25 protein-coding genes and 1 pseudogene are annotated in these 24,443 nt (G+C 52.8%); 3 read left to right on the forward strand and 23 right to left on the reverse strand.

Annotated elements, in window-relative coordinates; genetic code table 11:
* Positions 1-75: 75 nt before the first annotated feature.
* Positions 76-1,359: an ArsB/NhaD family transporter gene (locus EDM60_RS08735; RefSeq protein WP_122963614.1), complete on the forward strand. Its 1,284-nt coding sequence runs from the start codon at positions 76-78 to the stop codon at positions 1,357-1,359.
* Between the two features lie 12 nt (positions 1,360-1,371).
* Positions 1,372-1,647, forward strand: a complete 276-nt coding sequence (locus tag EDM60_RS08740; protein WP_122963615.1) for a hypothetical protein — start codon at positions 1,372-1,374, stop codon at positions 1,645-1,647.
* A 133-nt stretch (positions 1,648-1,780) separates the two neighbouring features.
* On the opposite strand, the gene EDM60_RS08745 is transcribed toward EDM60_RS08740, so the two are convergent.
* The 14 genes from EDM60_RS08745 to EDM60_RS08810 form a co-directional block, all read right to left on the reverse strand.
* Positions 1,781-2,920, reverse strand: coding sequence for an HAD family hydrolase (locus tag EDM60_RS08745; RefSeq protein WP_122963616.1), 1,140 nt, complete (start codon positions 2,918-2,920; stop codon positions 1,781-1,783).
* Positions 2,921-2,935: 15 nt separating this feature from the next.
* The gene (locus EDM60_RS08750; RefSeq protein WP_122963617.1) at positions 2,936-4,726 is read right to left on the reverse strand and encodes an ATP-binding protein; all 1,791 of its coding nucleotides are present in this window, start codon (positions 4,724-4,726) and stop codon (positions 2,936-2,938) included.
* Positions 4,727-5,443 carry a response regulator transcription factor gene (locus EDM60_RS08755; RefSeq protein WP_012686105.1) on the reverse strand — a complete coding sequence of 239 codons (717 nt, stop codon included), beginning with the start codon at positions 5,441-5,443 and terminating at the stop codon, positions 4,727-4,729. It lies immediately after the preceding gene.
* 88 nt (positions 5,444-5,531) lie between these two features.
* Positions 5,532-6,761 (reverse strand): cytochrome c biogenesis protein CcsA, encoded by a 1,230-nt coding sequence (ccsA, locus tag EDM60_RS08760; protein WP_122963618.1) that lies wholly within the window; start codon positions 6,759-6,761, stop codon positions 5,532-5,534.
* A 23-nt stretch (positions 6,762-6,784) separates the two neighbouring features.
* Positions 6,785-8,413 carry a cytochrome c biogenesis protein ResB gene (gene resB, locus EDM60_RS08765; RefSeq protein WP_122963619.1) on the reverse strand — a complete coding sequence of 543 codons (1,629 nt, stop codon included), beginning with the start codon at positions 8,411-8,413 and terminating at the stop codon, positions 6,785-6,787.
* Between the two features lie 8 nt (positions 8,414-8,421).
* Entirely contained in the window at positions 8,422-8,949 is a 528-nt protein-coding gene (gene resA, locus EDM60_RS08770) for a thiol-disulfide oxidoreductase ResA (protein ID WP_122963620.1), read from the reverse strand.
* A gap of 109 nt (positions 8,950-9,058) precedes the next feature.
* Entirely contained in the window at positions 9,059-9,808 is a 750-nt protein-coding gene (locus tag EDM60_RS08775) for a pseudouridine synthase (protein ID WP_122963621.1), read from the reverse strand.
* 114 nt (positions 9,809-9,922) lie between these two features.
* Entirely contained in the window at positions 9,923-10,456 is a 534-nt protein-coding gene (locus EDM60_RS08780; RefSeq protein WP_122963622.1) for a spore maturation protein, read from the reverse strand.
* 11 nt (positions 10,457-10,467) lie between these two features.
* Positions 10,468-11,058 carry a nucleoside recognition domain-containing protein gene (locus EDM60_RS08785; RefSeq protein WP_122963623.1) on the reverse strand — a complete coding sequence of 197 codons (591 nt, stop codon included), beginning with the start codon at positions 11,056-11,058 and terminating at the stop codon, positions 10,468-10,470.
* A complete protein-coding gene (locus tag EDM60_RS08790; RefSeq protein ID WP_122963624.1) occupies positions 11,051-12,223 on the reverse strand; it encodes a D-alanyl-D-alanine carboxypeptidase family protein in 1,173 nt (390 codons plus the stop codon). Before EDM60_RS08790 ends, EDM60_RS08785 begins: the two co-directional genes overlap by 8 nt.
* A gap of 97 nt (positions 12,224-12,320) precedes the next feature.
* Positions 12,321-12,905, reverse strand: coding sequence for an SMC-Scp complex subunit ScpB (gene scpB / locus EDM60_RS08795; RefSeq protein WP_063226896.1), 585 nt, complete (start codon positions 12,903-12,905; stop codon positions 12,321-12,323).
* Complete coding sequence (locus tag EDM60_RS08800) at positions 12,895-13,656, reverse strand: segregation/condensation protein A (RefSeq protein WP_122963625.1); 762 nt, start codon at positions 13,654-13,656, stop codon at positions 12,895-12,897. The genes scpB and EDM60_RS08800 overlap by 11 nt, the downstream gene beginning before the upstream one ends.
* Positions 13,657-13,676: 20 nt before the next feature.
* Positions 13,677-14,345, reverse strand: a complete 669-nt coding sequence (locus tag EDM60_RS08805; RefSeq protein WP_122963626.1) for a site-2 protease family protein — start codon at positions 14,343-14,345, stop codon at positions 13,677-13,679.
* Positions 14,346-14,623: 278 nt separating this feature from the next.
* The gene (locus tag EDM60_RS08810) at positions 14,624-15,046 is read right to left on the reverse strand and encodes a hypothetical protein (RefSeq protein WP_122963627.1); all 423 of its coding nucleotides are present in this window, start codon (positions 15,044-15,046) and stop codon (positions 14,624-14,626) included.
* 188 nt (positions 15,047-15,234) lie between these two features.
* Between EDM60_RS08810 and EDM60_RS08815 the strand changes: the two genes are divergently transcribed.
* Complete coding sequence (locus EDM60_RS08815; protein ID WP_122963628.1) at positions 15,235-15,669, forward strand: peptidylprolyl isomerase; 435 nt, start codon at positions 15,235-15,237, stop codon at positions 15,667-15,669.
* A 62-nt stretch (positions 15,670-15,731) separates the two neighbouring features.
* Here the strand turns inward: EDM60_RS08815 and EDM60_RS08820 are convergent, their stop codons facing one another.
* The 9 genes and pseudogenes from EDM60_RS08820 to EDM60_RS08860 all read right to left on the reverse strand — a co-directional run.
* On the reverse strand, positions 15,732-18,011 hold the full coding sequence (locus EDM60_RS08820) for a GGDEF domain-containing protein (RefSeq protein WP_122963629.1): 2,280 nt from the start codon (positions 18,009-18,011) through the stop codon (positions 15,732-15,734).
* A gap of 131 nt (positions 18,012-18,142) precedes the next feature.
* Positions 18,143-19,465, reverse strand: a complete 1,323-nt coding sequence (gene lysA, locus EDM60_RS08825) for a diaminopimelate decarboxylase (RefSeq protein ID WP_122963630.1) — start codon at positions 19,463-19,465, stop codon at positions 18,143-18,145.
* 174 nt (positions 19,466-19,639) lie between these two features.
* On the reverse strand, positions 19,640-21,109 hold the full coding sequence (locus EDM60_RS08830) for a spore germination protein (RefSeq protein WP_122963631.1): 1,470 nt from the start codon (positions 21,107-21,109) through the stop codon (positions 19,640-19,642).
* A complete protein-coding gene (gene spoVAEA, locus EDM60_RS08835) occupies positions 21,063-21,677 on the reverse strand; it encodes a stage V sporulation protein SpoVABEA (protein ID WP_122963632.1) in 615 nt (204 codons plus the stop codon). Before spoVAEA ends, EDM60_RS08830 begins: the two co-directional genes overlap by 47 nt.
* Before the next feature lie 31 nt (positions 21,678-21,708).
* Positions 21,709-22,059, reverse strand: coding sequence for a stage V sporulation protein AE (gene spoVAE, locus EDM60_RS08840; RefSeq protein ID WP_063226888.1), 351 nt, complete (start codon positions 22,057-22,059; stop codon positions 21,709-21,711).
* Positions 22,059-23,084: a stage V sporulation protein AD gene (gene spoVAD / locus EDM60_RS08845; protein WP_122963633.1), complete on the reverse strand. Its 1,026-nt coding sequence runs from the start codon at positions 23,082-23,084 to the stop codon at positions 22,059-22,061. Before spoVAD ends, spoVAE begins: the two co-directional genes overlap by 1 nt.
* Before the next feature lie 16 nt (positions 23,085-23,100).
* Entirely contained in the window at positions 23,101-23,586 is a 486-nt protein-coding gene (gene spoVAC, locus EDM60_RS08850) for a stage V sporulation protein AC (RefSeq protein WP_122963634.1), read from the reverse strand.
* Between the two features lie 105 nt (positions 23,587-23,691).
* Entirely contained in the window at positions 23,692-24,111 is a 420-nt protein-coding gene (locus tag EDM60_RS08855) for a stage V sporulation protein AB (RefSeq protein WP_122963635.1), read from the reverse strand.
* A pseudogene (locus EDM60_RS08860) lies at positions 24,108-24,443 on the reverse strand (stage V sporulation protein AA); the annotation flags it as partial. The gene EDM60_RS08855 and the pseudogene EDM60_RS08860, both read right to left, overlap by 4 nt.

The following is a 24,443-nucleotide window of genomic DNA, read 5'->3' on the forward strand; positions in this document are numbered from 1 at the left end:
GTCTTTTCCTTTACCCTTATTTTTGTTAGCGCTATAATGGGACGAGATGATTTTACACCAAGAAAGGAGTTTCTTATGACGAACCAGGCGTTGTTCGCCATCGGCATCTTTTTAGTTACCTACGCATTTATTATCAGCGAAAAATTGCACAGGACGATCGTCGCCATGTGCGGCGGTATTTTGATGGTTCTGTTTGGCATCGTCTCGCAGGAGCAAGCGATACATCACATTGATTTCAACACGTTGGGCCTGTTGATCGGGATGATGATCCTCGTGACGGTGACGGCTAAAACCGGGGTGTTCAAATACGTGGCGATTCGCGCCGCCAAGCTGGCAAAAGGCAAGCCCGTTCGCATCCTCGTGTACTTGAGCATCATCACGGCTGTTGCTTCCGCCTTTTTGGACAACGTGACAACCGTGCTGCTGATCGTTCCGGTTACTTTCAGCATCGCCAGACAGCTGGAACTGAATCCGATCCCGTTTTTGATCAGCGAAATTATCGCATCGAACGCGGGTGGTACAGCGACATTGATTGGTGACCCGCCCAATATCATGATCGGCAGTTCGGTTCCAGAACTGGATTTCATGGCGTTTCTCGTCAATTTAAGCCCGGTCATTGTCATCATCATGGCGCTGACGATCTTGTGTCTCGTGTTCATTTATCGCAAGCAACTACATACGTCGCCTGAGTTGAGTGCGCGAATCATGCAGCTCAATGAGCGCGACGAAATCACGGATTCGGTCTTGCTGAAAAAATCGCTGACGGTAATGGCTCTGACGATTGTCGGCTTCATGCTGCACGGCGCGCTCCATCTCGAATCGGCCACGATTGCGCTCACTGGCGCTTTCCTGCTTCTCCTCATCACCGGAGAGCATTACTTGGAGGAAGCGATCAGCAAAGTGGAGTGGAATACGATCTTCTTTTTCATCGGCTTGTTTGTCCTCGTGTCGGGGCTGGTGGAAACAGGCGTGATTGCCAAGCTGGCGAGTCAGGCGATCCAGCTGACAGGCGGCGATTCGTTGAAGACCTCCCTGCTGATTTTGTGGATGAGCGCCATTGCCTCCGCTTTTGTCGACAACATCCCGTTTGTCGCCACGATGATCCCGATGATCAAAGAAATGGGCGCTTTGGGCATCACCAATCTGGAGCCGCTTTGGTGGAGCCTTGCTCTCGGCGCCTGCCTGGGTGGAAACGGAACGCTCATCGGAGCCAGCGCCAACGTCATCGTCGCAGGGCTGGCAGCCAAGGAAGGCCATCACATCGGCTTTGTCAGCTTCATGAAGGTGGCTTTCCCGCTGATGATCATGTCGATCGTCGTCTCGCATTTGTACGTCTACTTGCGCTATTTTATTTGGTGAGGAGGGCTATGCTTGCTCCAATACACATTTGATGAAAAAATGATCAGTATTCAGGAACGTGCCTCGCAGCAGGATACGACTTATGTCATCGAAGTAAAATCGGAAGAAATGCGAGCGCGGCTAAAGCAGGTTCGCCAATTTTTCGATGAGAACCGCGATTATACCGATGTCATGTTTTACTCGCGGGAGGACGGCACTTATGAAGCTATCGTTCGTGAGGATATGAAAAACGCGTTTCTCATCCACGCCTTCCGTTTTCAATGCCTGACATCGTTGCGCTGGGCTTGATTCCTGAGCAATGGCAAAAAGACTCCACCGGGATGAAGTGCGGTGGAGTCTTTTTCTATGGGAACCTTTTGGACGATTGTTGAGAGAGCAACGTTACAACTTGCTTACGCCAAGCCGTCTCAGCCATCCTTATTTACTTTTCGTTCAAGACCGTCAGCAGACCGCGAATGTCATCCAAAATGTAGTCGGCCTTTTCTTCCGCAAACTTGCTGCGCGCCTTTTGACCAGACAATCCCGTCAGCGTGGCGGCGAACTGGCAGCCCATGGAGCGCGCCGCAAGCAGATCGGCCAGGGAATCTCCCACTACCAATACTTCCGCTCCATTCTCGATCGGCAGAGGATGACGAAGCACATCGCTATGCGGCGTCTCCAGACCGAGCAAGCCTTTTACGTACGAAAAAGGATGCGGCTTGGACAAGGGCACATAGTCGGGGTGTGCCTCTTCTGCTTCGAGAACATGCGAGGCTGTCACAACCCGATTCGGATCAAACCATTCCAGCAGGTTCATCGCCCGCAGCGGGACATGCGTCTCAATCGTCGGACGCCCCGTGCCAATTCCCAATGTGTACCCGCGTTCATTCAACACGCGGAACAGCTCCGCCATCTCTGTCGGGGGAACAATGGGAATCTCGTCGGTCAAAAAACCTTTCTTGCCTGGCTGCATCGTCTCACGGCCAATGGAAGCCGCTACGCGCTCATCGCCGAGGTACCATTCTTGAAACGTTTCCTGCACTAGCTGCCACAGCGCGCAGTTTGCCGAAAACTTGTCCGTCTCGACCCCGCAGCGCTCTTTTGCCAATCGATTCACATACAGCAGCAAATCCGCCTTTTGCGCTGAGCTTTTGGCGAAATCAGGGAGAAATGCTGCGTAATCGACTGCAAAATCAGGAGTGTAGTCGTTTGCCCACTGCCGCAGACGGGCAAGCTCTTGCCGACCAAGCTCGTCAGCAAGCAAACTTGCCGCTTCCGGCACATGCGGCACAAGCCTTTCGATCAATCGGACCAACTGGTAGGAAACAGCGAGAAAGACCATATCCCAGTTTGAGTTGATGCCACGAGATTTGATGAAGTTCAGCACTTCATCCTGCACAAACACTTGCTCGCGAACGCGTCGGATAACCGCTTCCGCTGGCGCCGGATGAAACGACTCGCCTTGCAAACCGGCATACTGCGGGCTGAACAAAAGCTCCCAAACCGTGAGAGCGGAAGCATCGAAATAGCGTTCTTCGCTGAGCATAACCCCATCCACATCAAACAAGATCGTTTTGATCATTTTCTCTCTACACTCCTATTTATTTTTCGCCTGCAACGCCAAGGCAATCGTAAATGTCGTGCCCTCTCCCAATTTGCTTTGCACGCCAATCGTACCTCCATGTGCCTCGACGATGTTTCTCGCAATCGCCAGGCCCAGACCTGTGCCGCCGACTCGCCCGCGCGTACGCGCCTTGTCGGCTTTGTAAAACCGCTCGAACACAAACGGCAAGTCCTCTTGCGGGATGCCGCTGCCCGTATCGCTGACCTCGATCAGCAATGTCTTGTCTCCGCGAGCGCGAATCGTGACACTGCCGCCGCTTGGCGTGTGTCTGAGCGCGTTGTCGATCAGGTTGGTAAGCACCTGCTCCATCCGATCCGGATCGATATTCACATCGGTGTGTGTCGTCGTTACTTCCAGCAACAGCGTAATTCCGCGTTCCCGGGCCAATCCGGTAAACTTGCGGTGGATTCGCTCCATGTACGGGCGCAGCTCCAACACTTCCTGGAACAGCTCCACGTGTCCTGCTTCCATCCGCGCCAGACTGAGCAGCTCGTTGACCAGCTTCGTCATGCGCACGGACTCGTCGTAAATGATCTGCGCCAGCTCTTTGTGCTCTTCAGGCGACGTCGCAATATCGTCGACGATCGCTTCGCTGTAGCCTTGCAGCATCGACAGCGGTGTGCGCAGCTCGTGCGAGACATTGGCGACAAAGTCGTTGCGCATTTTGTCCAGCTTGCGCTCCTGGGTAATATCGCGCAGCACCGCAACCGCCCCGCGGATTTGTTCCCGGTCATTCAGCGGCACCATCACCAACGCCCAAATGCGCCCTTGGACAGGAATGTCCTCGATGACCTCCTGCCCTGTCTGCACCACCTGCTGGTAAAACGTAAACAACGGCACAGGCTCGTCCTGGTGTTCATATTCCCAGTCCCGCAAAAAGCGTTCGGCTGGCGGATTCGTCACCGCAACCTTTCCGTTCGCGTCGATCATGACAACCCCGTCCACCATCGAGCGCAATACGCTTGCCAACTGTTCCTTTTCTTTGGACAAGGCATCGACCAGCTGGTTCAGCTTGCTCGCCATCGTATTGAACGATGCGGCCAGCTCACCTGTCTCATCCGCGGTTTTAATCGGAACTTCCGCATGGAAATCGCCTTCCGCGATCCGATGGGCCGTCTCTTTCATTTGCCGCAGCGGAATCGTAATCCGCGACGACAGGAAGAAAGCAAACACGGTGGTAGCAACGAAGGCGATAACTCCGACGACAAAAATTAAAAATCTCACTTCGTTTACGGTATCATCAAAGTCTTCGATGGCCTGGTACATCACGACCGCCCCTTGCTTGCCAGGGCTTTCCTCAAGCGGGACGGCGACTGCGAGCATTTGCACGCTGCTCATGTGATCGTTCGGGTTGTTCGAGGCCACCTGCAAATAAATGCGTTGCGGAGCGGGATGCTTGCCAGCCAATGCATCAGCCAGGTGTAAAGTCTGGTCTTTCAACAGTTGCTCAACCGGAATGTTCGGCAGGCCCGTTCCTTCGCTTTTGCCAATCACCTGGCCTTGGTCGTTCAAGACCAGCATTCCGGTATGGTGAACGAGACTAAACGTCGAAGCCATCTCCAGCGCCCCGCGCTTGTCGGTACTGGCCGCCAGTCCTGTCGACAGCCCTTCCGCCAACTCTTGCAGATTTTTCGTCTGGCGGTTGCTGTAGAAGCTGTCAAAAGACTGCACCAGCAACAGGCTAAATATCGTCAAAACGAGTGCAAACAAAGCAATAATCGTCATCCATAGCTTTCCGACAACGCTGCGAAAAATAACGTCCACTTATTTCGGCACCTCAAGCTTGTAGCCGACTCCCCAGACAGTGGCGATCATGTTGGCCGCTTGCGGAGAAACCCGGTTCAATTTTTCGCGCAGACGCTTGATGTGCGTATCCACCGTGCGCAAATCACCGAAAAATTCGTAGTGCCACACGTCTTTGAGCAGTTCTTCGCGCGTGAACACTTTGTCCGGCGACAGAGCGAGATAGTGCAACAGCTCGTACTCTTTCGGCGTCAGGCTGACTTCCTGTCCGCTCGCAATGACTTTGTGCGCGTCGTGATCAATCGTCAGTTCAGGGAAGACGAGCACAGAATGGCTGTTGAACGTCTCCGTCTTGAGGTAGGCGGTAGCCGAGGAACGACGTAAAATCGCCTTTACCCGATACATGACCTCTCGCGGGCTGAACGGTTTGACCACGTAGTCATCCACGCCTGCTTCAAAGCCATGGACGCGGTTTGTCTCTTCGCCTTTTGCCGTCAGCATGATGATCGGAGTCGCCTTGAACTCGCGCACGCGCTGGCATACCTCAATCCCGTCCATCCCGGGAAGCATCAAGTCGAGCAAAATAATATCGTAATCGCTGCCAACAGCCATTTCTACTGCTTGCTCGCCGTTGTCAGCCTCGTCAATCAGAAAGTTCTCTCTTTCCAGATACATTTTAAGCAAGCGGCGGATGCGCTCCTCATCGTCTACTACCAAAATTCGTGCCATTTTTTCCATTCAAAACACCTCTTGGCCTCATGTTATCGTACTCATTTGAATATAGTCCAAAAAGCTGGCAAAATCACCAGCTTTTTGAAGGGGTATGTTACACGCCTGCATAGGAGTGCAAACCGGCAATGACCAGGTTGACCACGACCAGCGTAATTAAAATGATAACGAATCCGATGACAGACATCCAGGCCGATTTCGCGCCGATCCACCCGCGCGAAAGGCGCAGATGGAGGTACGCGCTGTAAAACAGCCAGACGATCAATGCCCATACCTCTTTCGGGTCCCAGCCCCAGAATCGTCCCCATGCTTCCTGTGCCCAAATCATGGCGAAAATCAAAGCGCCGAGCGTGAAGACAGGATAGCCGATGCTGATCGCCCGGTAGCTGATCTCATCCAGCAAATCCGGCTCGATTCCTTCTACAGAAGGCTGGATCAAGGCACCCAGACGCTTGCGGAAAATCAGGCGCAGTCCGCCGTACAAAATCACACCCGTGATGACCGACCACAGCATCGTATTCAGTTTGCGGGCAGCGTCTTTTCCTTCCATCCAGCTCGGTGCAGCAAACCACGGATTCATCGGTCCGGCTTGCACGATTTTGGAATCGGCAGGAGCGACAATCGCAGGCATCGTGTATTCTACCCGCACTTTTTCCATCGTCCCGACCGGGTTCATCTGCTCTTTGTTCATTTCAAAAATCGTCTTGTGATCCATTCTCGCAAAGGTCGATTCCATCAAAATGAATCCGACAAGCATCAAAACAACCGCGAGTACAAATTCCAGCCACTTGGTGCTGCGTGCCGATACGTGCTGCGGCACAGTGCGGATCAAATACATCAGCCCGGCTGCGAAACCGACTGCCAAAATCCCTTCCCCGAGCGCTGCTGTCGTCACGTGAATGTGCAGCCAGTAGCTTTGCAGCGAAGGAATCAGCGGGGTTACCTCTTTCGGGAAGACGTACGAATACGCCAGCATGATGACCCCGAGCGGAAGCACAAACGCCCCGATTACGTTCAGCTTGTAAATCCGGTAAATGATCAAATAGGCCAGGATAATACAGTAATCCAAAAAGGCCATGAACTCAAACATGTTGCTCGTCGGGCTGTGTCCTCCCCCAACCCAGCGAGCCACGACATAGCCCGTCTGCGCCAAAAAGCCAACCACCGCGAGCCAGTACGCGATCCTGCCGTAACGTTGTTCATGTTGCTTTGGATCGCGTCCCGCCCAGTTTTTCCCCGTCATCGCTACGACAAACACAATCGAAGAGATTACGTACAGCAAAAACGCGATATCTAGTAACCAGTCACTCAATTGTATGAGCTGCACGTCGAGTGTACCCCCTTGGAGCTTTACGCCTTCGTTTTTTCTTCAACCGTTACAGGAAGCTTGAGCTGTTCCACCAGTCCGTCGACCTCCCTGCGAAGCCCGAACCAGTTTTTGTTTGTATGCGCTGCCAGAAGAACCGTTCCTTCCTGCGTCTGCACCCAGACCCGACGGTGCTGCCAGAAGAAGCCCATTACGACCCCGATCATAAAAATGAAGGCTCCGAAGTAGATGAGCGGCACAGCTTTGTCGATCCGTACGTTCAAACCGGAAATATCGATCAGATCAGGCTTTTTGAAAACCAGCCCGAAGCGGCCATCGGATTTTTGCGTCAAAACCGAACCTTGCAGGTAGACCAGCTTCTCGTTCTGGTTCGTGGACTCGTCCGCAATTTCCAGTGCGACCATCGGATTTTTCGGCAAATTGGTTTGCGTAGCAGGCTTGCCGTCTTTGCCCATGACGAAATCCGGGAAGTAATCCAGAACGCGCACTTTGATGCCCGCCGCAATCTCTTGCTCCGCCGCCGGATTGTACAAGTCAATCTTGATTGGCCCAAGTTCCTTGTTCCCTTGTTTCACATCGACCAGCACAAAATTGAGAGCGCCAAGCTGCATTTCCTGAACGCCAGACTGATAAATCGCGAGGTCCCCCTCCATCATCGGATGGTTCACGATAATAGGGCCTTTCTGCACTTCGATCAAATCAGGCTTTTTCCCCGGCACTTCTGCATTTTTGTTTACGTACAGGATGGCGTCCGTCTGGAAGCTTTTTGGAATGACGCCTCCATTCAACTCCAGCTTTGCCGGCATCTCTTCTTCCGACCAATACTCGGTATGGTAGTTTTCGCTTTTTATGTAATAAGGCGTATCCGGTATCGCGACCGTCTGCCCTTCCCGCACCCACACAAACTCGTCCATGTAAAATCCCGGAATGTTGCGCATGAGTACGCCGATCAGAAACAGAATCAGACCGATGTGGTTCACATAAGGCCCCCAGCGGCTGAAGCGGCCTTTTTCCGCCATGATCGCACGCTCTGCCCGGAAAATCCGGTACCCTTTTTTCTTCAGAGCCAGTGCGGAGCTGTCCAAAAGCTCGGCCTGATCGACATCCGGGGCAAGCTCTCCTTCGGCAAACAGCTTTTGCCCCTTCAAAAAGGACTTGTGCTGATTGAGACGCGGTTTGCTGAGCGCCTTGTAGAGCGGAATGACCCGGTCGAGACTACAGATGACAAGCGATGTTCCCAAAAGCACGAGCAGAGTCACGAACCACCAGGAAGAGTACAGATTGTGAAAGCCAAGTCCGTAGTAAACCGTCCCGAGCACTCCGTATGTATCCGTGTAGAATCGCGCCACATCCGCTTCTGTCGGAACCGGAACGGGGATGTATTGCTGCTGCGGGAAGATCGTTCCGACCGCCGAAGCAACCAGAATGACAATAATGATACCGATTGCAATTTTGACCGAGGAAAAATAATTCCAGATCCGGTCAATCCATTTTTTCGTATACGTCTGGGAACGCCGTGCCATCCCTTCGTAGCGCATGTCAGGAAATGCCGTCTGCTCGTATACTTCGACGTTCAACGGCTTCCCGCACGACTCACAGAGCAGCGTCCCTACCGGATTCGTGTGCCCACATTCACATTTTCGCTGATCCATAATGCTCCTCACTTGGGCAAGATTTTGGACATTTTGTCCGCAATCATTGCTTCATTTAGTTGCCCGATGAAAATCTCCTTCACTTCTCCATCCGGCGCAATAAAAAACGTCGTAGGAATAGGACCGATCCGGTACAACTTCGTAATTTGCGATTGGCGATCCAGCAAAATCGGGAAGTCGACACCGAACTGCTTCACAAACGGCTCTACGGCAACGGGAGCTTCTCCAATGTTCACACCGACGACAACCAGTCCCTTGTCCTTGAACTTGTTGTACTGCTCCTGCAAGGCTGGCATTTCCTTTTTACAGGGCTCGCACCATGTGCCCCAGAAATTGAGCACGACGCCCTTCCCTTTCAAATCGTCAAGCGCCAGTTCTGGTCCGTTCAGCTGCTCCAAACTGAAATTCGGAGCATCGCCCCCTACTTTGACAGCATTCGGGTCCTTCACGAAGCTGGAATAGAGAGCAAAAACCAGAGCGACAAGCAAAAGACCCAGTACCGCGACCCTGACATATGTACGGTTGGTTTTGTTCATGATGCCCATACTCCCATCTACTACTTGTAAATTGCAAGCATTATCCATTCTATTATAGCGTTCCTAGATTTTCCGCCAGCGCATAACTTATGAACAGATTTTGAACGAATCACGCTTTTGGCCCTTTGCTCCGTCTGTTTTGCACCAATCCTTGCTTCAGCTTGTCTACTTCCTGCTTGCTCAGCGCTCGAAACTGGCCTGCGCGCAGTCCTTCCAGCGTCAAAAATCCTAAGCGAACACGCTCCAGCGTCAGCACCGGATGCCCGATCGCCGCGCACATTCGCCGCACCTGGCGATTGCGTCCTTCGTGAATCGTCAGCTCGATCAGCGCCTTGGCGTTCCCTTGCTCGGTTTTGAGCAATTTGGACGCCCCCGGCGAAGTCATGCCATCTTCCAGGAGAATGCCCGTTGCGAGCTTTTTCAGCTTGTCCTGGCTAGGTACGCCTTTTACCCAGGCGCGGTATACTTTGTCGATTTCGTAGCTCGGGTGGGCAAGCTTGTTGGCCAGATCGCCGTCATTGGTCAACAGCAGCAAGCCGGATGTGTCGTAGTCAAGCCGTCCTACCGGATAGACGCGTTCTTTTACCCCCACGAGCAGTTCCGTGACCACTTTGCGTCCTTGAGGGTCGCTTGCGCTCGTAATCACACCTGTCGGCTTGTACAGCAAATAGTAGACGTGCTGCTCCAGCACGATTTCCCGGCCTTTTACCGTAATCTTGTCTGTCGCAGGGTCGACCTTGATTCCCTGCTCGTGAACAACCTTGCCGTTTACCTGCACATGTCCCTGTGCGATCAATTCCTCACAATGCCGGCGAGAGGCGACTCCAGCATGCGCCAATACCTTTTGCAATCGTTCCATCGTTGGATCACCTCTACAACATCATACCCATTCTTACCAGTGTGGACAAGAAAAAGGGAAAAACTTCCCCATGTTTCGAGGAAGTTTTCCCTGCGTATTTGACAATTCTTGCGTTCAGGAAAAAACGTACGAGACGATCAGCAAGGAGAAAATGACCCCCGCCAGATCAGACCATAGCCCGACCTTCAAGGCGTAGCCGGAGTTGCGAATGCCGACAGCCCCAAAATAAACAGTCAGGACGTACAAGGTCGTGTCCGTACTCCCTTGCATCGTAGCCGCCAGTCTTCCGAAAAACGAGTCCGGCCCGTACTGCGCGATCAAATCGGTAGCGATGGCAAGCGACCCCGTCCCGGTGAGCGGACGCAACAGAGCGAGCGGCACCAGCTCCTCGGGAAAGTGGAGAAAGTCTAGCACAGGCTTTATGCCGCGCAACAGCATGTCAAGTGCCCCAGACTCGCGGAACATGCTGACCGCCACCATCATCGCAATCAGATGGGGCAAAATGCGAATCGTCGTCGAAAGCCCGCCTTTTGCTCCCTCGACAAATGTCTCGTATACAGGAACTTGTCGGCGCCATCCGTACAAGAGGACAAACGCAATCGTAACGGGAATCGCCCAGAGCGAGATCAGGGATACCCATTGATACATACGGTTTCCCCCTAATTGTGACGTCGTAAGTGACGATAGCGATACCAGCGATCAATCAACAAGGCCACGATCGTTGCCGCAAAGGAAGAGACGAGCGTCGTCCCGACAATCTCCACCGGATTGACGGAGCCGTACTGCATGCGAATCGCAATCATGGTTGTCGGAATGATCGTGATGCTCGCCGTGTTGATCGCCAGCAGCGTGCACATCGCCGGGGAAGCTTTTTGCTTGTCTGGATTCAGCTTCTGCAATTCCTCCATCGCTTTCAGCCCCATCGGCGTTGCGGCATTGCCAAGACCGAGCAGATTGGCACTCATGTTCGACAAAATATAGCCCATGGCTGGATGGCCTTTTGGCACATCGGGAAACAGCAGCTGAATAAGCGGAGACAGCACTTTGGACAACAGCGCAAGCAACCCGGATTTTTCCGCTACGCGCATAATGCCCAGCCAAAAGGCGAGGACGCTGAGCAAACCGAAGCATACGGTGACGCCTGTCTTCGCGCCTTCAAAAGCTGCGGCGTTGATTGCCTCCATGCGACCTGTGAAGGCGGCGACGACGATTGAGATGACGATCAAAGCGAGCCAGATGACATTAAGCACGCCACAGCCCCCCTGCCACAATGTCCCAGAACTGCTTCCAGAACAAGTGCTCACCGCTCGCAGGCTGACTTGCCGTCGGAGCGTCGGCGCGCACGACGAGCGGCACTTGTCCGATCATGTTTTCCTTCATGTACACCTGCAAGAAACCGACGAGCTGCCCTTCCATCTGGGGGGTGATTGTCGACTGTCCCATCACAACGCGTTGTTTGATCGCTGCCTCTTCCGCAGACTGGAGCGGGTAGCGAAAAGCGTTTTGTGTCACCAAATGGGCGCCCGCTTCCATCGTAACCGGAGTTTCTGGCTGGATGTCCTGGCCTTCACCGACCAACTGCTTGACCGGAAAGTTGGCAAAGCCGTAGTCCAAAAGCTTTGCAGAATCATTCCAGTCGTCCGAAGCATTTAAAGTGATGGTCGCGAGCTGCCTTCCTTCGCGGGTAGCCGAGGCGGCGAGACAACGCTTCGCCAGCTTCGTGTAGCCTGTTTTCACCCCGTCTGCTCCGTTGTACAGATGCAGCATCTTGTTTTTGTTGAGCAGCCGTCTGTCCCACTGCTCCCCTTCCCAGGAGATGTCTTTGACCTTGGTGGAAACAATTTGCCGAAAAACCGGATTGCGCAAAGCATAGGCGGACAGCTTCGCCATATCTTCGGCCGTAGAATAGTGCTGGTTGCTGTCATCCAGTCCGTGCGGGTTAGTAAAATTCGTATGCTCCATTCCGATCATGGCTGCCTTTTCGTTCATCATATAAGTGAAGCCCGGAACCGAGCCGCCAATGTGGGTGGCAATCGTAACGGCAGCATCATTGCCTGAGCGCAGCATGAGACCGTAGAGCAGCTCTTCCAACGTCAGCTTTTCGGATCGCTTCAAGTAGATGGACGAGCCTTCGACCCCGACAGCTTCTGGCGGTACGGTCACCTGGTCGTCGAGCTTCCCCATCTCAATGGCGACAATCGCCGTCATCGTCTTCGTCAGGCTGGCGATCCGCATCTTTTTCGTGCCGTTTTTCGAATACAGAATCCGCCCGCTCGCCACATCAATCAAGGCAGCGCCTTCGGCCGAGAGGCTTGGCTGCGCCGTTTGCGCCTGTGCTGCGGGTGGCCCAGCCAGCAATAGCTGTATAAAAAGAAAAACGACGAGTCCGCCGGACAGAAGTTTTCGTACGTTCATACACGTCCTCCCCATCCCCAAAAGTACAACGATACACAGGTTTGTACATATATATGGGGACGAGTCGGGCGGTAGTACGAAAAACTGTCCGGAGCGACTAATCGTTTGCTTTTTCTTCCTGTCTGCCAAAAAGAGCAGAGGCTTCCATGCGGACTTCCTCGATATCCAGGTTGACAGGCGGTTCGGGTAGATCGGCAATTTCGCGCAGTCCGAAATGCTCGAGAAACTCTTTGGTGGTCGCGTACAAAATCGGGCGTCCAATCCCTTCGGCTCTCCCCGCTTCGCGAATCAACTGTTTCGACAAAAGCGTATTGAGTGCCTTTTCGCATTTTACACCGCGTATTTCTTCGATTTCCGAGCGCGTCAACGGCTGCTTGTAGGCAATGATGGCAAGCGTCTCCAGTGCTGCCTGGGACAGCGTCGATTGCCCAGGCGAAGTGGCTAGTCGCTCGAAATAAGGAACATGCTCGGGCAAGGTCGTCAACTGATACGCTTTGGCCACTTCGACGATTTGCACGCCGCGCCCTGCCCGGCGAAAGTCCGCTTTCATGTCCTCGATCAAGTCAACGACCTCTTCTTCCGATACCTCGACGATTTCACTAATCTCCTTGGCATCGATTCCTTCATCTCCCGAGATGAACAGCAAGCCTTCGATCACGCCTTTGAGCTTGTCATAGTCCATCGTTGTGGGCTCCTTCCGCATCACAGATCATGATGTCTTGAAACAGTTGATTTTGCACACACGTAATATGCTTTGCCTTCATCAGCTCCAGCAAAGCGAGAAACGTCGTGACGATTTCCGAGCGGGTCGCTCCCTGGGCAAAAAGCTGGGAGAAGCGCACCATGCCCCCTCCGACGCGAACCAGCTGGCGAATCTGCGTCATCCGGTCCTTGATGGAGATTTCATCGCGGGAAACCTTTGTCATCGGTTCCTTGTCTTTCGCTTTTTGCACGAGTTTTTCCAGCGCATTGACCAGATCGTACAACGTCACGTTTTTGACGGTCGTATCTTCCTCGCGCGCATACGGAGCCAAATTTTCCGCAGGGCGGGTAAACACCTGGTTGCGGCCGATCTCCATCTCGCGCAGTTGCTCAGCCAGCAGCTTGTAGCGCTTGTATTCCAACAGTCGCGCCACCAGCTCTTCCCGCGGATCGACCTCGTCGACGTCCATGTCGAGAAAAGGCTGGAACACGTGCTCTTCTTTTCGCGGCAAAAGCATTTTGCTTTTGATCGAAAGAAGGGTCGCCGCCATCACGACAAACTCGCTGGCCACATCGAGTTGCAGCTCTTGCATGCGATCGATCGTCGCGAGGTATTGCTCGGTAATTTCCGCAATCGGAATGTCGTAAATGTCTACTTCTGCCTTGTCGATCAGATGAAGCAAAAGGTCAAGGGGCCCTTCAAATGAATCAAGTTTGATGCTGTAGGCCAAAAGACGTCCCCTCGTTTCCTTTAAATGAACACGCTGATGATGCTTCCGGCAACTTTTTGCACCCACATCACCATTAATCCCATAGGTATACCGAAAATGGTTGCGCTAACACCCGGGATGAAAATCAGCAGAAGCAACAACCAAGGACCATAGATTTCGAAATTGTAAAAGGCTCCATCCCATCTGCGCGGAGACAGGAAGCGCAAAATCTTATACCCGTCGAGCGGGGGAACTGGCAGCAGGTTGAACACAAACAAGCCCACATTGATGAAGACACAGTATTCCAGTGTTGTTTTCAATGCGAATGCAGCTTTTTCGCTCATTCCGTCCATCACGCCGTAATAACGTGTGAGTATGTAAATGATACAGAACAGAATCGCCAGCACCAGGTTGATCAATGGCCCAGCAGCCGACACATACACGATACCGAGTCGCTTGTTCCCGCGAAATTGCAGCGGATTGATCGGCACAGGCTTGGCCCAGCCGAACGGTCCAAACAAAATGAGAATCAACCCGAACGGATCGATGTGCGGGATCGGATTTATCGTTAAGCGGCCCTCGTTTTTGGCGGTATTGTCGCCCAGTTTCCAGGCGACAAAGGCGTGCGCCCATTCGTGCAAGCTGAAAGCGATAACGAATGCAATCATGCGAAACGGTACCGTTTTCCAATCAAAATGAAATAGATCCATTGGTTCCCCCTTAACAGCTTCGCAAAAAACCCAGCGCCATTCCCTAAGCTTTGCTCGGCAAAAAATCGTCTACCTTCTAGGATACCAGCAGATGGATAGGCTTACAAGTCTCTTCAAGACTGGCGTTTGGGGCTGAAAGAGCCGGGCGTGATGCTCGTGAGGCATTGGCTTTTCCGATGTGCGAAAAGAAAAGCACCGACAAGCAAAAGCCTGTCGGTGCCGCAAATCGTTGATTAATAGAGTAATAGAGTAGCCAAAATTGATTCGAAGGCTAAGTCCTATTCTCTGTCATTCACTGCAATTAAAGTACCCAACATAGTGAATAGGAAACCAACCAAAGCAATGAAGCTGTTATCACCGTTACTGATTTCCCCAAACTGAAACAATCGAAATAAGAACCAAATAACAAAGAGTGTATAGCCTACTACCGCCCAATTTAAAAACACTTTTAAGAGCTTCTTTTTGGCTCTCTTTTCTACAATATCAATCCCTTTTCCAGTTATTCTCACTACATATTCACTTTGATTTACCTCATTTATTGCAAGCCATCCATGATCCTCCAAATACAAGTAGGCTGTATATTTTAATAGCGAACTTTTATCGTTGCAATTTAATGTCTCATGCGTAAACTTTCCCTCTGTCTGTTGATTTTTGTACACTTCTTTCAATAAATCAAGTCTACCTCTTTGCGTTATAGCCACTCTCTTCTCCCCCTCCTGATTACAACCGATTCGACAGAATCTAACAGTTTCCTGTATAACTTTTGCTTAAAATGGCAGTGTTGTGGGGAATAAGCTGAAATAACTAAACCAGCGGGATGTAATTGGACGACAACCATGACGCGTGGTAAAATAGGAACGTTAACTTTACAAGGTCTGGAGGCTCATCCATGAAAAAAGCGCACATCACCATGGAAAATGGTAATCAAATCGAGCTGGAGCTGTTCGATCAAGAAGCTCCAGGAACTGTCGGCAACTTTGAAAAGCTGGCAAACGAAGGTTTCTACAATGGTCTGTCTTTCCACCGTGTCATCCCTGGCTTCGTAGCACAAGGCGGTTGCCCATACGGAACTGGCACTGGCGGTCCTGGTTACACTATCAAATGTGAAACCAAAGGAAACCCGCACAAACACCAACGCGGTGCCCTCTCGATGGCGCACGCAGGAAAAGACACAGGCGGCAGCCAGTTCTTCATCTGCTACGACGCGTTCCCTCACCTCGATGGCGTACATACTGTATTTGGCCGCGTGACTTCCGGTTTGGAGCATGTTGACGCGATCAAGCAAGGCGATAAAATGAAAGAAGTCAAGGTATTGGGAGAATAAGACTCACCTAGTACAAAAAGACACTAGCAGTAATTTGCTAGTGTCTTTTTTATTTGATTTTTTCAACATCCACCCGCAGTCTCCACACTCGCCTGCTCTTCCCTCTCGCGGTCGCGAACAAACACCGTTCCCGGATACGATTTCGCCCACTTTTTCACATCGGCCGCCCGGCGCGCCACGGCTTCCGCGCTCGTAAACATGCCTGGCCCCAAGTCCACGCCTGCCATGGACATCGACAATTGCACATCGTCTCCCATCCGGCATTTTTCGTAGATGTCCGTAAAATAGGAGGAAAACGAGTCAATCAAATACGTGACAAGCGCATCCACATGATCTGCCGCGGTGATGAGGATAAAGTCGTCGCCGCCGATATGCCCGATGAAGTCATTGCCGCTTCCAAAGCGCCGGGAGGCATCCCGAAGCAAATTCGCCGTCCGCACGATGATTTGATCGCCCACTTCAAAGCCGTAGCGGTCATTAAACCATTTGAAGCGGTCGAGATCGCAGTAAATCACCATCTGCGCCTCTCGCTGCTTGATCCGCCCGTTCAGTTCGCGCTCGATTTGCACGTTGCCTGGAAGCCCTGTCAGCGGATTGGCGGAACTGGCCATCTCCAGCTTGATCGAAGCCATCTTGTCGAGCAAATTTTGCACGGTCACAATGCCCAAATACTCGTTCTGCTCCCCGACGATGATCACGACGTCATAGAGATGATAGGCGTCGCGCGCCATGGCTCGTTTCGCTACCTCGTCCAGCCGGTCGTTTTTGCTGGCCTTCAGCGGGTTCGTGTTCATGATGTGGGAAACAGGCCGCTCGTAATAGAGGGCGATGCCGTACTGGCCGCCAAGAATTTGATAGAGCGAAAAGCGCATGACCAACCCGATCGGTCTGCCCTCTTCCAGGACGACTACGCTTTCAATTCGCTGGTTTTGCTCGAAAATTTCATGGACGCGCCGCACCCTGACGTGCTTTTCCACGCAAATCGTCTTGGCCAAAATCTCCGTCATGTCTGGTGCGACGATGATCGTCTCTTTCGCACCGTCTCTTTGCTTCTCCTGCATATAGCGCAAAAAGTTCATCGCCTGACCCGATACTTGCGCCATCCCTTTGTCCGGCTTGCCCAAATAGTAGCCTTGGCCGTAGACCACCCCTACGTCCATCAGCGTCTCCAGCTCGCGCTCCGTCTCGATGCCTTCCGCAATAATCTTGCAATTGACCTTCTCGGCGAATGAGACGAACGTTTCCAGCAGCGCCTGCTTGATCGGGTCGACATCGATATTGCGGATGAGCGACATGTCCAGTTTGATGAAATCGGGGTAAATCTCCGTAATCGATTCCAGGCTGGAATAGCCCGCACCTGCATCATCGACGGCGATCAAATAGCCTTTTTTCCGGTACTCTTCGATAATTTTGCGAAACACCGCGTAGTTCGTAATCGCGTGACGCTCCGTTATTTCAAAGACGATGTTATGCGGGTTCAGGCCGTAATTGGCGAGCAAGCTCTGAACCTTTCCCCTCAGCAAAAAGGGATCGTCTATCGCCCTTGGATCAAGGTTAATGAACAACTTTTCATTCGGATTTAAATAGCGCAGCTGTTCCAATGCTCGCTTGCGGCAAATATGCTCCAGCCGAAACACGGTATCCGTCTCCTCCGCATAGCTGAACAATGTCGCGGGCGTCGCAAACGGACTGTTTTGCGGGCCGCGAGCAAGCGCCTCCCACCCTAACGCCTGGCCGTCTGGCAGGTGAATGATCGGCATAAAATGCATGTTCACATTTTCTTCCGCAAGCAGCTTGTGAAATTGGGTCATGTGCGTGTACTTTTCCGATGTAATCCCGTACTTCGCCATGTGGACGGCGTGTTTCACCGACGTGTACATTTCCCGGACGATATCATGACCCGCGATGGTAGCATAGCCGATATGCACCCGCAAGTCTTCCCGGTTGACGAAGCTGACCTGACGATTCAGCTGCCGCTCCGCCAGCTCCTGAAAATGGATGGAAAGCATGCGGCAATCTTCATCGCTTACCTGTCCGCCAAAAGACACATAAATGGCGAAATCGTCGCCCCACAGCTTCTGAATCGCCAAAATCTTGCCTTTTATTTCGAATGCCTGGCGAGCTACTCCCGGCAATATTCCTTCAAAAATGTGCAGCACGCGTTTGGCGCTCGTATCGCCGTAGCGCTGCTCCACTTCCGTCATTTTGACAATATCGACATAAAACATGACGACGTTGCGGCCTTTCTCGATTTCCTGCCGAATGACGTTCTTCATCCATTGACGCTTATCCAGGGAAAAATAGGGAAAGCGCCGAAACTTTTTGATGAGAGTCGACAACATGCTGTATCTGTCCTCCTCGCCACCTCCATTATGGCAGGGAAGATTTAATTTTTCGTGAATGCCAGATGAAGGAAATATAAAGACCCTTCCTGTGCTTTTCGGAAGGGTCTTGGTCTGCTTTTTTGGATCGCTTAGCGCTGCAATTGCGCCCGTTTCGGCAAAAGATCGTGGCCGACGACATCTGCGTACGTCTCGCGTTTTACTACCAGCTCGGCTTCTCCCTCTTTGACGAACACAACAGCAGGACGAGCGATGCGGTTGTAGTTGTTGGACATGGAATATCCGTATGCGCCCGTGCTGGTTACGGCCAAAATGTCGCCAGCCGCAGCAGGAGGAAGCTTCACGTCCCAGATCAGCATATCGCCAGACTCACAGCATTTTCCGGCGATGGAGACGACTTCTGTGGCACTCTCGTTCATTTTGTTGGCAATCGCCGCTTCGTATTGCGCGTTGTACAGCGCCGGACGCAAGTTGTCCGTCATTCCGCCGTCAACGGCAACGTATTTGCGCACATTCGGAATTTCTTTATGCGAACCGATTCGGTACAAAGTGGTGCCTGCATCTCCGACAATGCTGCGGCCCGGCTCGATCCACAGCTCAGGCAGCGGGATTTCACGCGCTGTCAGCTCCTCGCGCACGAGATCGGTAATCGCCTTGATGTACGTCTCGGCTGGCTGTGGCGTATCGCCCTCTACGTAGCGGATTCCGAAGCCGCCGCCGACATTCAGTACCTCTGGAAGGAAGCCATGCTTGTCTTTTGCGTCACCAAGCAACTCAGTCAACCGCTTCACCGCAACAAGGAAACCGTCTGTCTCAAAAATTTGCGAGCCGATATGGCTATGAACGCCCAATAAGTGCAGATGATTGCTCTCGTGCGCATAGCGGATCGCTTTCAGAGCTTGCCCGTTTTGCACATCGAAGCCGAATTTCGAGTCGATTTGCCCGGTGGAAATATATTCGTGCGTATGAGCTTCTACGCCAGGCGTTACGCGCAAGAGGACGGCAACCTTTTCGCCGCGCTCCTTCGCAACTTCTGCCAGCGTGTGCAGCTCATAAAAGTTGTCTACCACAAAACAGCCGATCTTCGCATCCAAAGCCATGTTGATTTCGTCCAGCGACTTGTTGTTGCCGTGGAAGTGAATGCGATCAGCAGGAAAGCCCGCTTGCAAGGCTGTGTACAGCTCCCCGCCCGATACGACGTCGAGCGAAAGCCCTTCCTCCTCGATCAGCTTGCACATCGCCATCGTACAGAAAGCTTTGCTTGCGTAAGCTACCTGAAAAGAGAATCCCGTCTGGCTGAACGCCTCCACAAAGCTGCGGCATTTCGCGCGAATTTGCGCCTCGTCATAGACGTACAGCGGTGTTCCGTACGTAGCCGCCAGACTTGTTGTGTCACAGCCCCCGATTTCAAGATGCCCCTGCTCGTTTACTCGACTTGTCCCGTGTAAAAACATATTTGGCTCCTCCCAGTCTGATCACGCCGATCCTAATAGCCCAGATCCTATAGAGAAAGGCAACCGACAAAAAGCGTCAGTTGCCAAACATAACAAGCATCGTAAGGCTTCCCCATTCAATGTACTACAAGGCTGTGCGTTTGACAATGGGTGTTGGCATCCGTTTTCAGAATATTATTGCCGCGAGGAATTTTGGGAGCGAACGATGCTGGGCCGATTATTTTTGCTAGGAACGGCAAGCCGGACGACCACATCCTTCATCGCCTTGTAGTTGAAAGGGATGAACGGCCACAAATACGGCGTGTTGAGGGAACGCGTCGCAGCGAGTCCGACCAGCACAGCCAAAAAGCCGATCATCAAGCCAGGTGTGGAGAAGAAGCCCACCATCAGAATCAAAAAGATGCGGACGAGCCGATTCGCCAGTCCCAACTCATAGCTAGGCGTCGCAAACATCCCGATGGCCGCCACGGCCAGATAGAGAATGACTTCGGGCGCAAACAGTCCGACCTTGATCGCAACGTCACCGACCAGAATCGCAGCTAACAGGCCCATGGCCACTGACAGCGGCGCAGGCGTATGAATCGCCGCCATCCGCATGAGATCAAGTCCCACCTCTGCGAGCAGAAACTGCACCAGCAGCGGGATACTGCCCTTGTCCTTCATTCCGATAAAATCAAGCTGCTCCGGAATCATCGATGGGTGCATCACCATGAGCAGCCAGATTGGCAGGACGAAGACGGAAGCGAAAATCCCGAAAAAGCGCACCCACCGCAAGTAGGCACCGACCACAGGGGTTTGCCGATACTCCTCCGCGTGCTGAACGTGATGAAAGTAAGTCGCTGGTGTAATCATTACGCTCGGAGACGTATCCACATAGATCAGGACGTGCCCCTCCAAAAGGTGGACAGCGGCTACGTCTGGCCGTTCCGTGTAGCGAACGAGCGGAAACGGATTCAACGTTTTTCCGATAATAAACTCCTCAATCGTCTTTTCCGCCATCGGAATCCCGTCGATCTGGATATTTTGCAGCCGTTCTTTCAACTCATCGACAAGCTGCGGGTTCGCCACATCTTGCAAATAGGCGACCGCTACATCCGTTTTGGTGCGCTCCCCCACTTGCATGATTTCAAACCGCAATCGCTCGTCGCGGATTCTTCTGCGCGTCAAAACCGTGTTGATGACAAGCGTCTCCGTGAAACCGTCATGCGCCCCGCGCACGATCCGCTCGGTGTCTGGCTCTTGCGGGGAACGCGTCGGCAAAATTTTCGTATCCATGATGATCGCGTGATTCGAGCGATCGAGGATCAGGCCAACTTGCCCGACGAGCAGCTTGTCCATAAATTCGTCTGTCGTATCGACCTTGGCAAGCTGGTAGAAAGGAATGAATTTGTAAAACAGCGTTTCAAACAGGCTATCTGTGATGTCCCGGCCGCGCAAGTCGTTGATTTCGCGCATGATTTGCGAGACGAGCATACTCTCGGCAAAACCGTTTATGTAGTACATGAGCAGCTTCGTATTGCCCACAAAAAATTCGTGAACTCCGATGTCGAAGCTTTTTCCTACGCCAAGCCTGTCGTTCAAATACTCCTTGTTTTCCTCAATCCGCTCTGAGATCGGCCGTCTTTTCTCTGTGACTGTCGTCATAGGCGCCGCTCCTTTCCATGATCCACTGCACTGCTCTCTTGGTGATCGGGCAGCCATTTTGCAAGCTGTCACGGCCGTCCATTTTCCCGATGTCTCCGATTCCGATGACATTCGGCAGCTTCAACGTGTTCAAAATGTCAACAGTATCGCCGTAAATGCGATGCTGGAGCTGCCCGTCTGCATATCCGTCCTTATCCACCGCTTCTTCTACGATCTGTCCCTGGTTGTCGACTGAATAGGCCACAGTCGCTCCATGAACCCATTTCGTATTGGAAGCAACGGCAATGACGCCGATTACTTCAATGTCAGGATGCAAAGCGACGTACTCAATCGCCCGCTCCCCGCGCCCTTTGCCGTAATCGCCGTTGTCATCAAACATGACGATGACCGGATCATGCGGAGTCATTTTGATCAGCTCTACCACCTGTTCGCCCCTTACAGGAGTCGGGTTTCCGGCCGAAAGCGAGATGCATCTGCCTCCCAGCTCTCGCGCGACGCTTTCTACAGCTTTTTGTGCGATATGATCGCCATCTGTTACCAAAATGACCTTGCGCCGCATTTGCTCCATCGTTTGCTCACCGCCTCTGCTCGCCTAGACGTCAGCCTTTTGGTTTGAAGACGAGTGAAGCCAGAAAACCGAACGCGATCGCCGCCGATATCCCTGCACTGGTGACCTCGAAAATGCCGGTCGTCACCCCGATCAGGCCATGTTGCTCCGCCTCGCTGATCGCTCCGTGATACAGCGCATGGCCGAAGCTTGTGATCGGCACCGTAGCACCCGCTCCGGCGAAGTCGATGAATTTGTCGTAAACGCCAACAAAATCAAGCACGACACCTGCGACAACCAACGTACTCATGACATGGGCTGGCGTGAGCTTGCCGACGTCGAGCAAAAGCTGTCCGACGACGCATACAAGCCCGCCCACGACAAAAGCAATCACATATTCCATCATTGTCCTCCTTCGAGCGCGACCGCGTGCGCGATGCACGGAATCGAATTGCCTTGCTGGGTGCTGACCGGGCTTAACAGCGCGCCTGTCGCGCATACGAGCACTTTTTTCAGCAACCCGCGGTTCAGCTGATCCACAATATGGCTGTAGGTCACGACTGCGCTGCTTGCACAGCCGCTGCCGCCAGCGAACACATCCTGATCGGGCGTGTAGATCATCAGGCCGCAATCGTTGTACACCTGATCCATGTCGTAGCCTTCCGCCAGCATCAGCTCTTTTACGATCGGATAGCCGACCGATGCGAGATCGCCCGTCACGATCAAATCGTAGTCTTGTGGCTTTCTGCCCGTGTCCTGAAAATGAGCCAAAAAAGTCGAGACGGCTGCTGGCGCCATCGCTGAGCCCATATCCAGCGGGTCTTTGATTCCCATGTCCACTACTTTGCCCATCGTCGCATACGTGATGCGCGGTCCCGTCCCTCCGATGCCAACCAGCCCAGCCCCTGCGCCCGTGACCGTCCATTGCGCCGTGGGCGGCTTTTGTCCGCCGTATTCCGTCGGATAGCGATATTGGCGCTCGGCTGTGGCGTTGTGGCTGCTGCAAGCGGCAATCGCTCTGTTGGCATATCCGGCATTCACCAGAGCGGCAGCCGTAGCCAAAGTGAGCATGGACGTCGAGCACGCCCCGTACATGCCCAGAAGCGGGATCTCCAGCTTTTCGGCAGTGAAATTGGTCGTGATGTTTTGATTCAGCAAATCGCCCGCCAAAATGGCATCGACTTCGCTGCCCGCGATCCCCGCTTTTTTCAGCGCAGCCGAAACAGCGTCCTCCAGCAGCTGCCGCTCGGCGTTCTCCCACGTATTCTGCCCGGCGTACATGTCGTCGTGAATGACGTCAAACAAAGAGGCGAGCGGTCCTTCCCCTTCCTTGGGGCCGACAGCTACCGCCGAGCTTTGCAAGCGGACATTCTGGTCGAAGTGCCAGGTTTGGCGGCTCACCCGTTTCAGATGTGGATTGCTCGACACAGCCAGCCCTCCCGTCTTAGAAAAACATGTTGATCAAGCTTTTTAAAATGCCTGCGACAAAGGCTGCCACTACCCCAAACACAATGACCGAGCCTGCCAGCTTGAACATGTTGCCGCCCACTCCGAGGACAAGTCCTTCGCTGCGATGCTCGATGGCAGCCGAAGCGATGGAGTTGGCAAACCCTGTTACCGGAACAGCCGAGCCTGCCCCGGCATACTGGCCGATGTTGTCATAGACGCCAAGCCCCGTCAGCAAAACCGATAAAAAGATCAGCGTGGCAACCGTCGGATTGCTCGCCGTCTTCTCTGTAAAGCCGAAGAAATGGATGTACATGTTTTGTACGGCCTGTCCGAGAAGGCAGATCGTACCTCCTACCCAAAACGCCCGCAACGAGTTCAGGAGGACATTACGCTTGGGCTGAAATTTGGAAGCCTGCTGCTGGTATAGCTGCTTCGTCATCTGCAACGATCCAGCCGGCTTCGATTTCGTTTTGGTTGCCATGCCCTTTCACTCCTTTGTGAGTCCATATTTCCTGCGAGGTAAGACGTCTCATACCTCTATCTTTCCTTTTTCAAACTTTGCCTATGAATAGCGGTATTTACCAATTCACAGATGCAACAGCCATTGCAAGAGTGATCCGGTCACTTTGCCAAACACGACTGCCATCAACAGAAACAACAGGCTGCCGTCCATGCTGAGCCGTTTTGCCAGGATCGGAAAGACGTTCAGCACTTCCGTCAGTCCGGCTGCCAATGTCCCGACGAAGATTCCCGCAAACAGGCCGTAAACAGCCGTAACCACATTCGGCCAATGAGCACCGAGATGAAAAAAGTCGATCAACGTAAAAAAAAGCGCCCCCATCACCAAGGCCCATTCGAAAGCGCGGATGTGACGGTGAGCATTGGTCAGTTGCGTCAGCCTCGGAATAATGTCCAGCACGGCGATGAAAGCGACAAGCCCGCTCCCGACCGCAAGCCCGCCCCCTAGTCCAATCAAGACCAGCAAACCGCATTCCCATACACTCATAGCTTCGTCCGCTGGTTTTCTTTATTCTCGTTTTGAATGTAGTATTGATCGAGGCTTTGCTGGTACATGAACAGCTCCACTTCCAGGGGGCTTGGTTCTTCGTTGATTTTTTTCTGGAAAATGTGATTGAAAAACAGGATCATCCCCATGCCGATCCCGATGGAGTACGGAATTTGCAACCATAGCGGCTGCTCGCTTCGCTCTCCTGTGATCAAATAAAAAATGCGTTCGTGCACCTCGCGCATGCTGACATCGGTGTGAAAGTTCATGATCGCAAGGCCAGAGCCGATAAACAAAAGCACCCAGACGAGAGCGGGACTGACCCCGTAATG

The sequence above is a fragment of the Brevibacillus parabrevis genome, from assembly GCF_003710905.1.
GTDB classification, from domain to species: Bacteria; Bacillota; Bacilli; order Brevibacillales; family Brevibacillaceae; genus Brevibacillus; species Brevibacillus parabrevis.

What these genes read in the sequence shown, in the direction of transcription:
- EDM60_RS08735 (WP_122963614.1), top strand. Translation starts at nt 76, where the DNA reads ATGACGAACCAGGCGTTGTTCGCCATCGGCATCTTTTTAGTTACCTAC.
- EDM60_RS08745 (WP_122963616.1), bottom strand. Translation starts at nt 2,920, where the DNA reads ATGATCAAAACGATCTTGTTTGATGTGGATGGGGTTATGCTCAGCGAA.
- EDM60_RS08755 (WP_012686105.1), bottom strand. Translation starts at nt 5,443, where the DNA reads ATGGAAAAAATGGCACGAATTTTGGTAGTAGACGATGAGGAGCGCATC.
- resB (WP_122963619.1), bottom strand. Translation starts at nt 8,413, where the DNA reads ATGGATCAGCGAAAATGTGAATGTGGGCACACGAATCCGGTAGGGACG.
- resA (WP_122963620.1), bottom strand. Translation starts at nt 8,949, where the DNA reads ATGAACAAAACCAACCGTACATATGTCAGGGTCGCGGTACTGGGTCTT.
- EDM60_RS08775 (WP_122963621.1), bottom strand. Translation starts at nt 9,808, where the DNA reads ATGGAACGATTGCAAAAGGTATTGGCGCATGCTGGAGTCGCCTCTCGC.
- EDM60_RS08780 (WP_122963622.1), bottom strand. Translation starts at nt 10,456, where the DNA reads ATGTATCAATGGGTATCCCTGATCTCGCTCTGGGCGATTCCCGTTACG.
- EDM60_RS08790 (WP_122963624.1), bottom strand. Translation starts at nt 12,223, where the DNA reads ATGAACGTACGAAAACTTCTGTCCGGCGGACTCGTCGTTTTTCTTTTT.
- scpB (WP_063226896.1), bottom strand. Translation starts at nt 12,905, where the DNA reads ATGGACTATGACAAGCTCAAAGGCGTGATCGAAGGCTTGCTGTTCATC.
- EDM60_RS08805 (WP_122963626.1), bottom strand. Translation starts at nt 14,345, where the DNA reads ATGGATCTATTTCATTTTGATTGGAAAACGGTACCGTTTCGCATGATT.
- EDM60_RS08815 (WP_122963628.1), top strand. Translation starts at nt 15,235, where the DNA reads ATGAAAAAAGCGCACATCACCATGGAAAATGGTAATCAAATCGAGCTG.
- EDM60_RS08820 (WP_122963629.1), bottom strand. Translation starts at nt 18,011, where the DNA reads ATGTTGTCGACTCTCATCAAAAAGTTTCGGCGCTTTCCCTATTTTTCC.
- lysA (WP_122963630.1), bottom strand. Translation starts at nt 19,465, where the DNA reads ATGTTTTTACACGGGACAAGTCGAGTAAACGAGCAGGGGCATCTTGAA.
- EDM60_RS08830 (WP_122963631.1), bottom strand. Translation starts at nt 21,109, where the DNA reads ATGACGACAGTCACAGAGAAAAGACGGCCGATCTCAGAGCGGATTGAG.
- spoVAEA (WP_122963632.1), bottom strand. Translation starts at nt 21,677, where the DNA reads ATGGAGCAAATGCGGCGCAAGGTCATTTTGGTAACAGATGGCGATCAT.
- spoVAE (WP_063226888.1), bottom strand. Translation starts at nt 22,059, where the DNA reads ATGGAATATGTGATTGCTTTTGTCGTGGGCGGGCTTGTATGCGTCGTC.
- spoVAC (WP_122963634.1), bottom strand. Translation starts at nt 23,586, where the DNA reads ATGGCAACCAAAACGAAATCGAAGCCGGCTGGATCGTTGCAGATGACG.
- EDM60_RS08855 (WP_122963635.1), bottom strand. Translation starts at nt 24,111, where the DNA reads ATGAGTGTATGGGAATGCGGTTTGCTGGTCTTGATTGGACTAGGGGGC.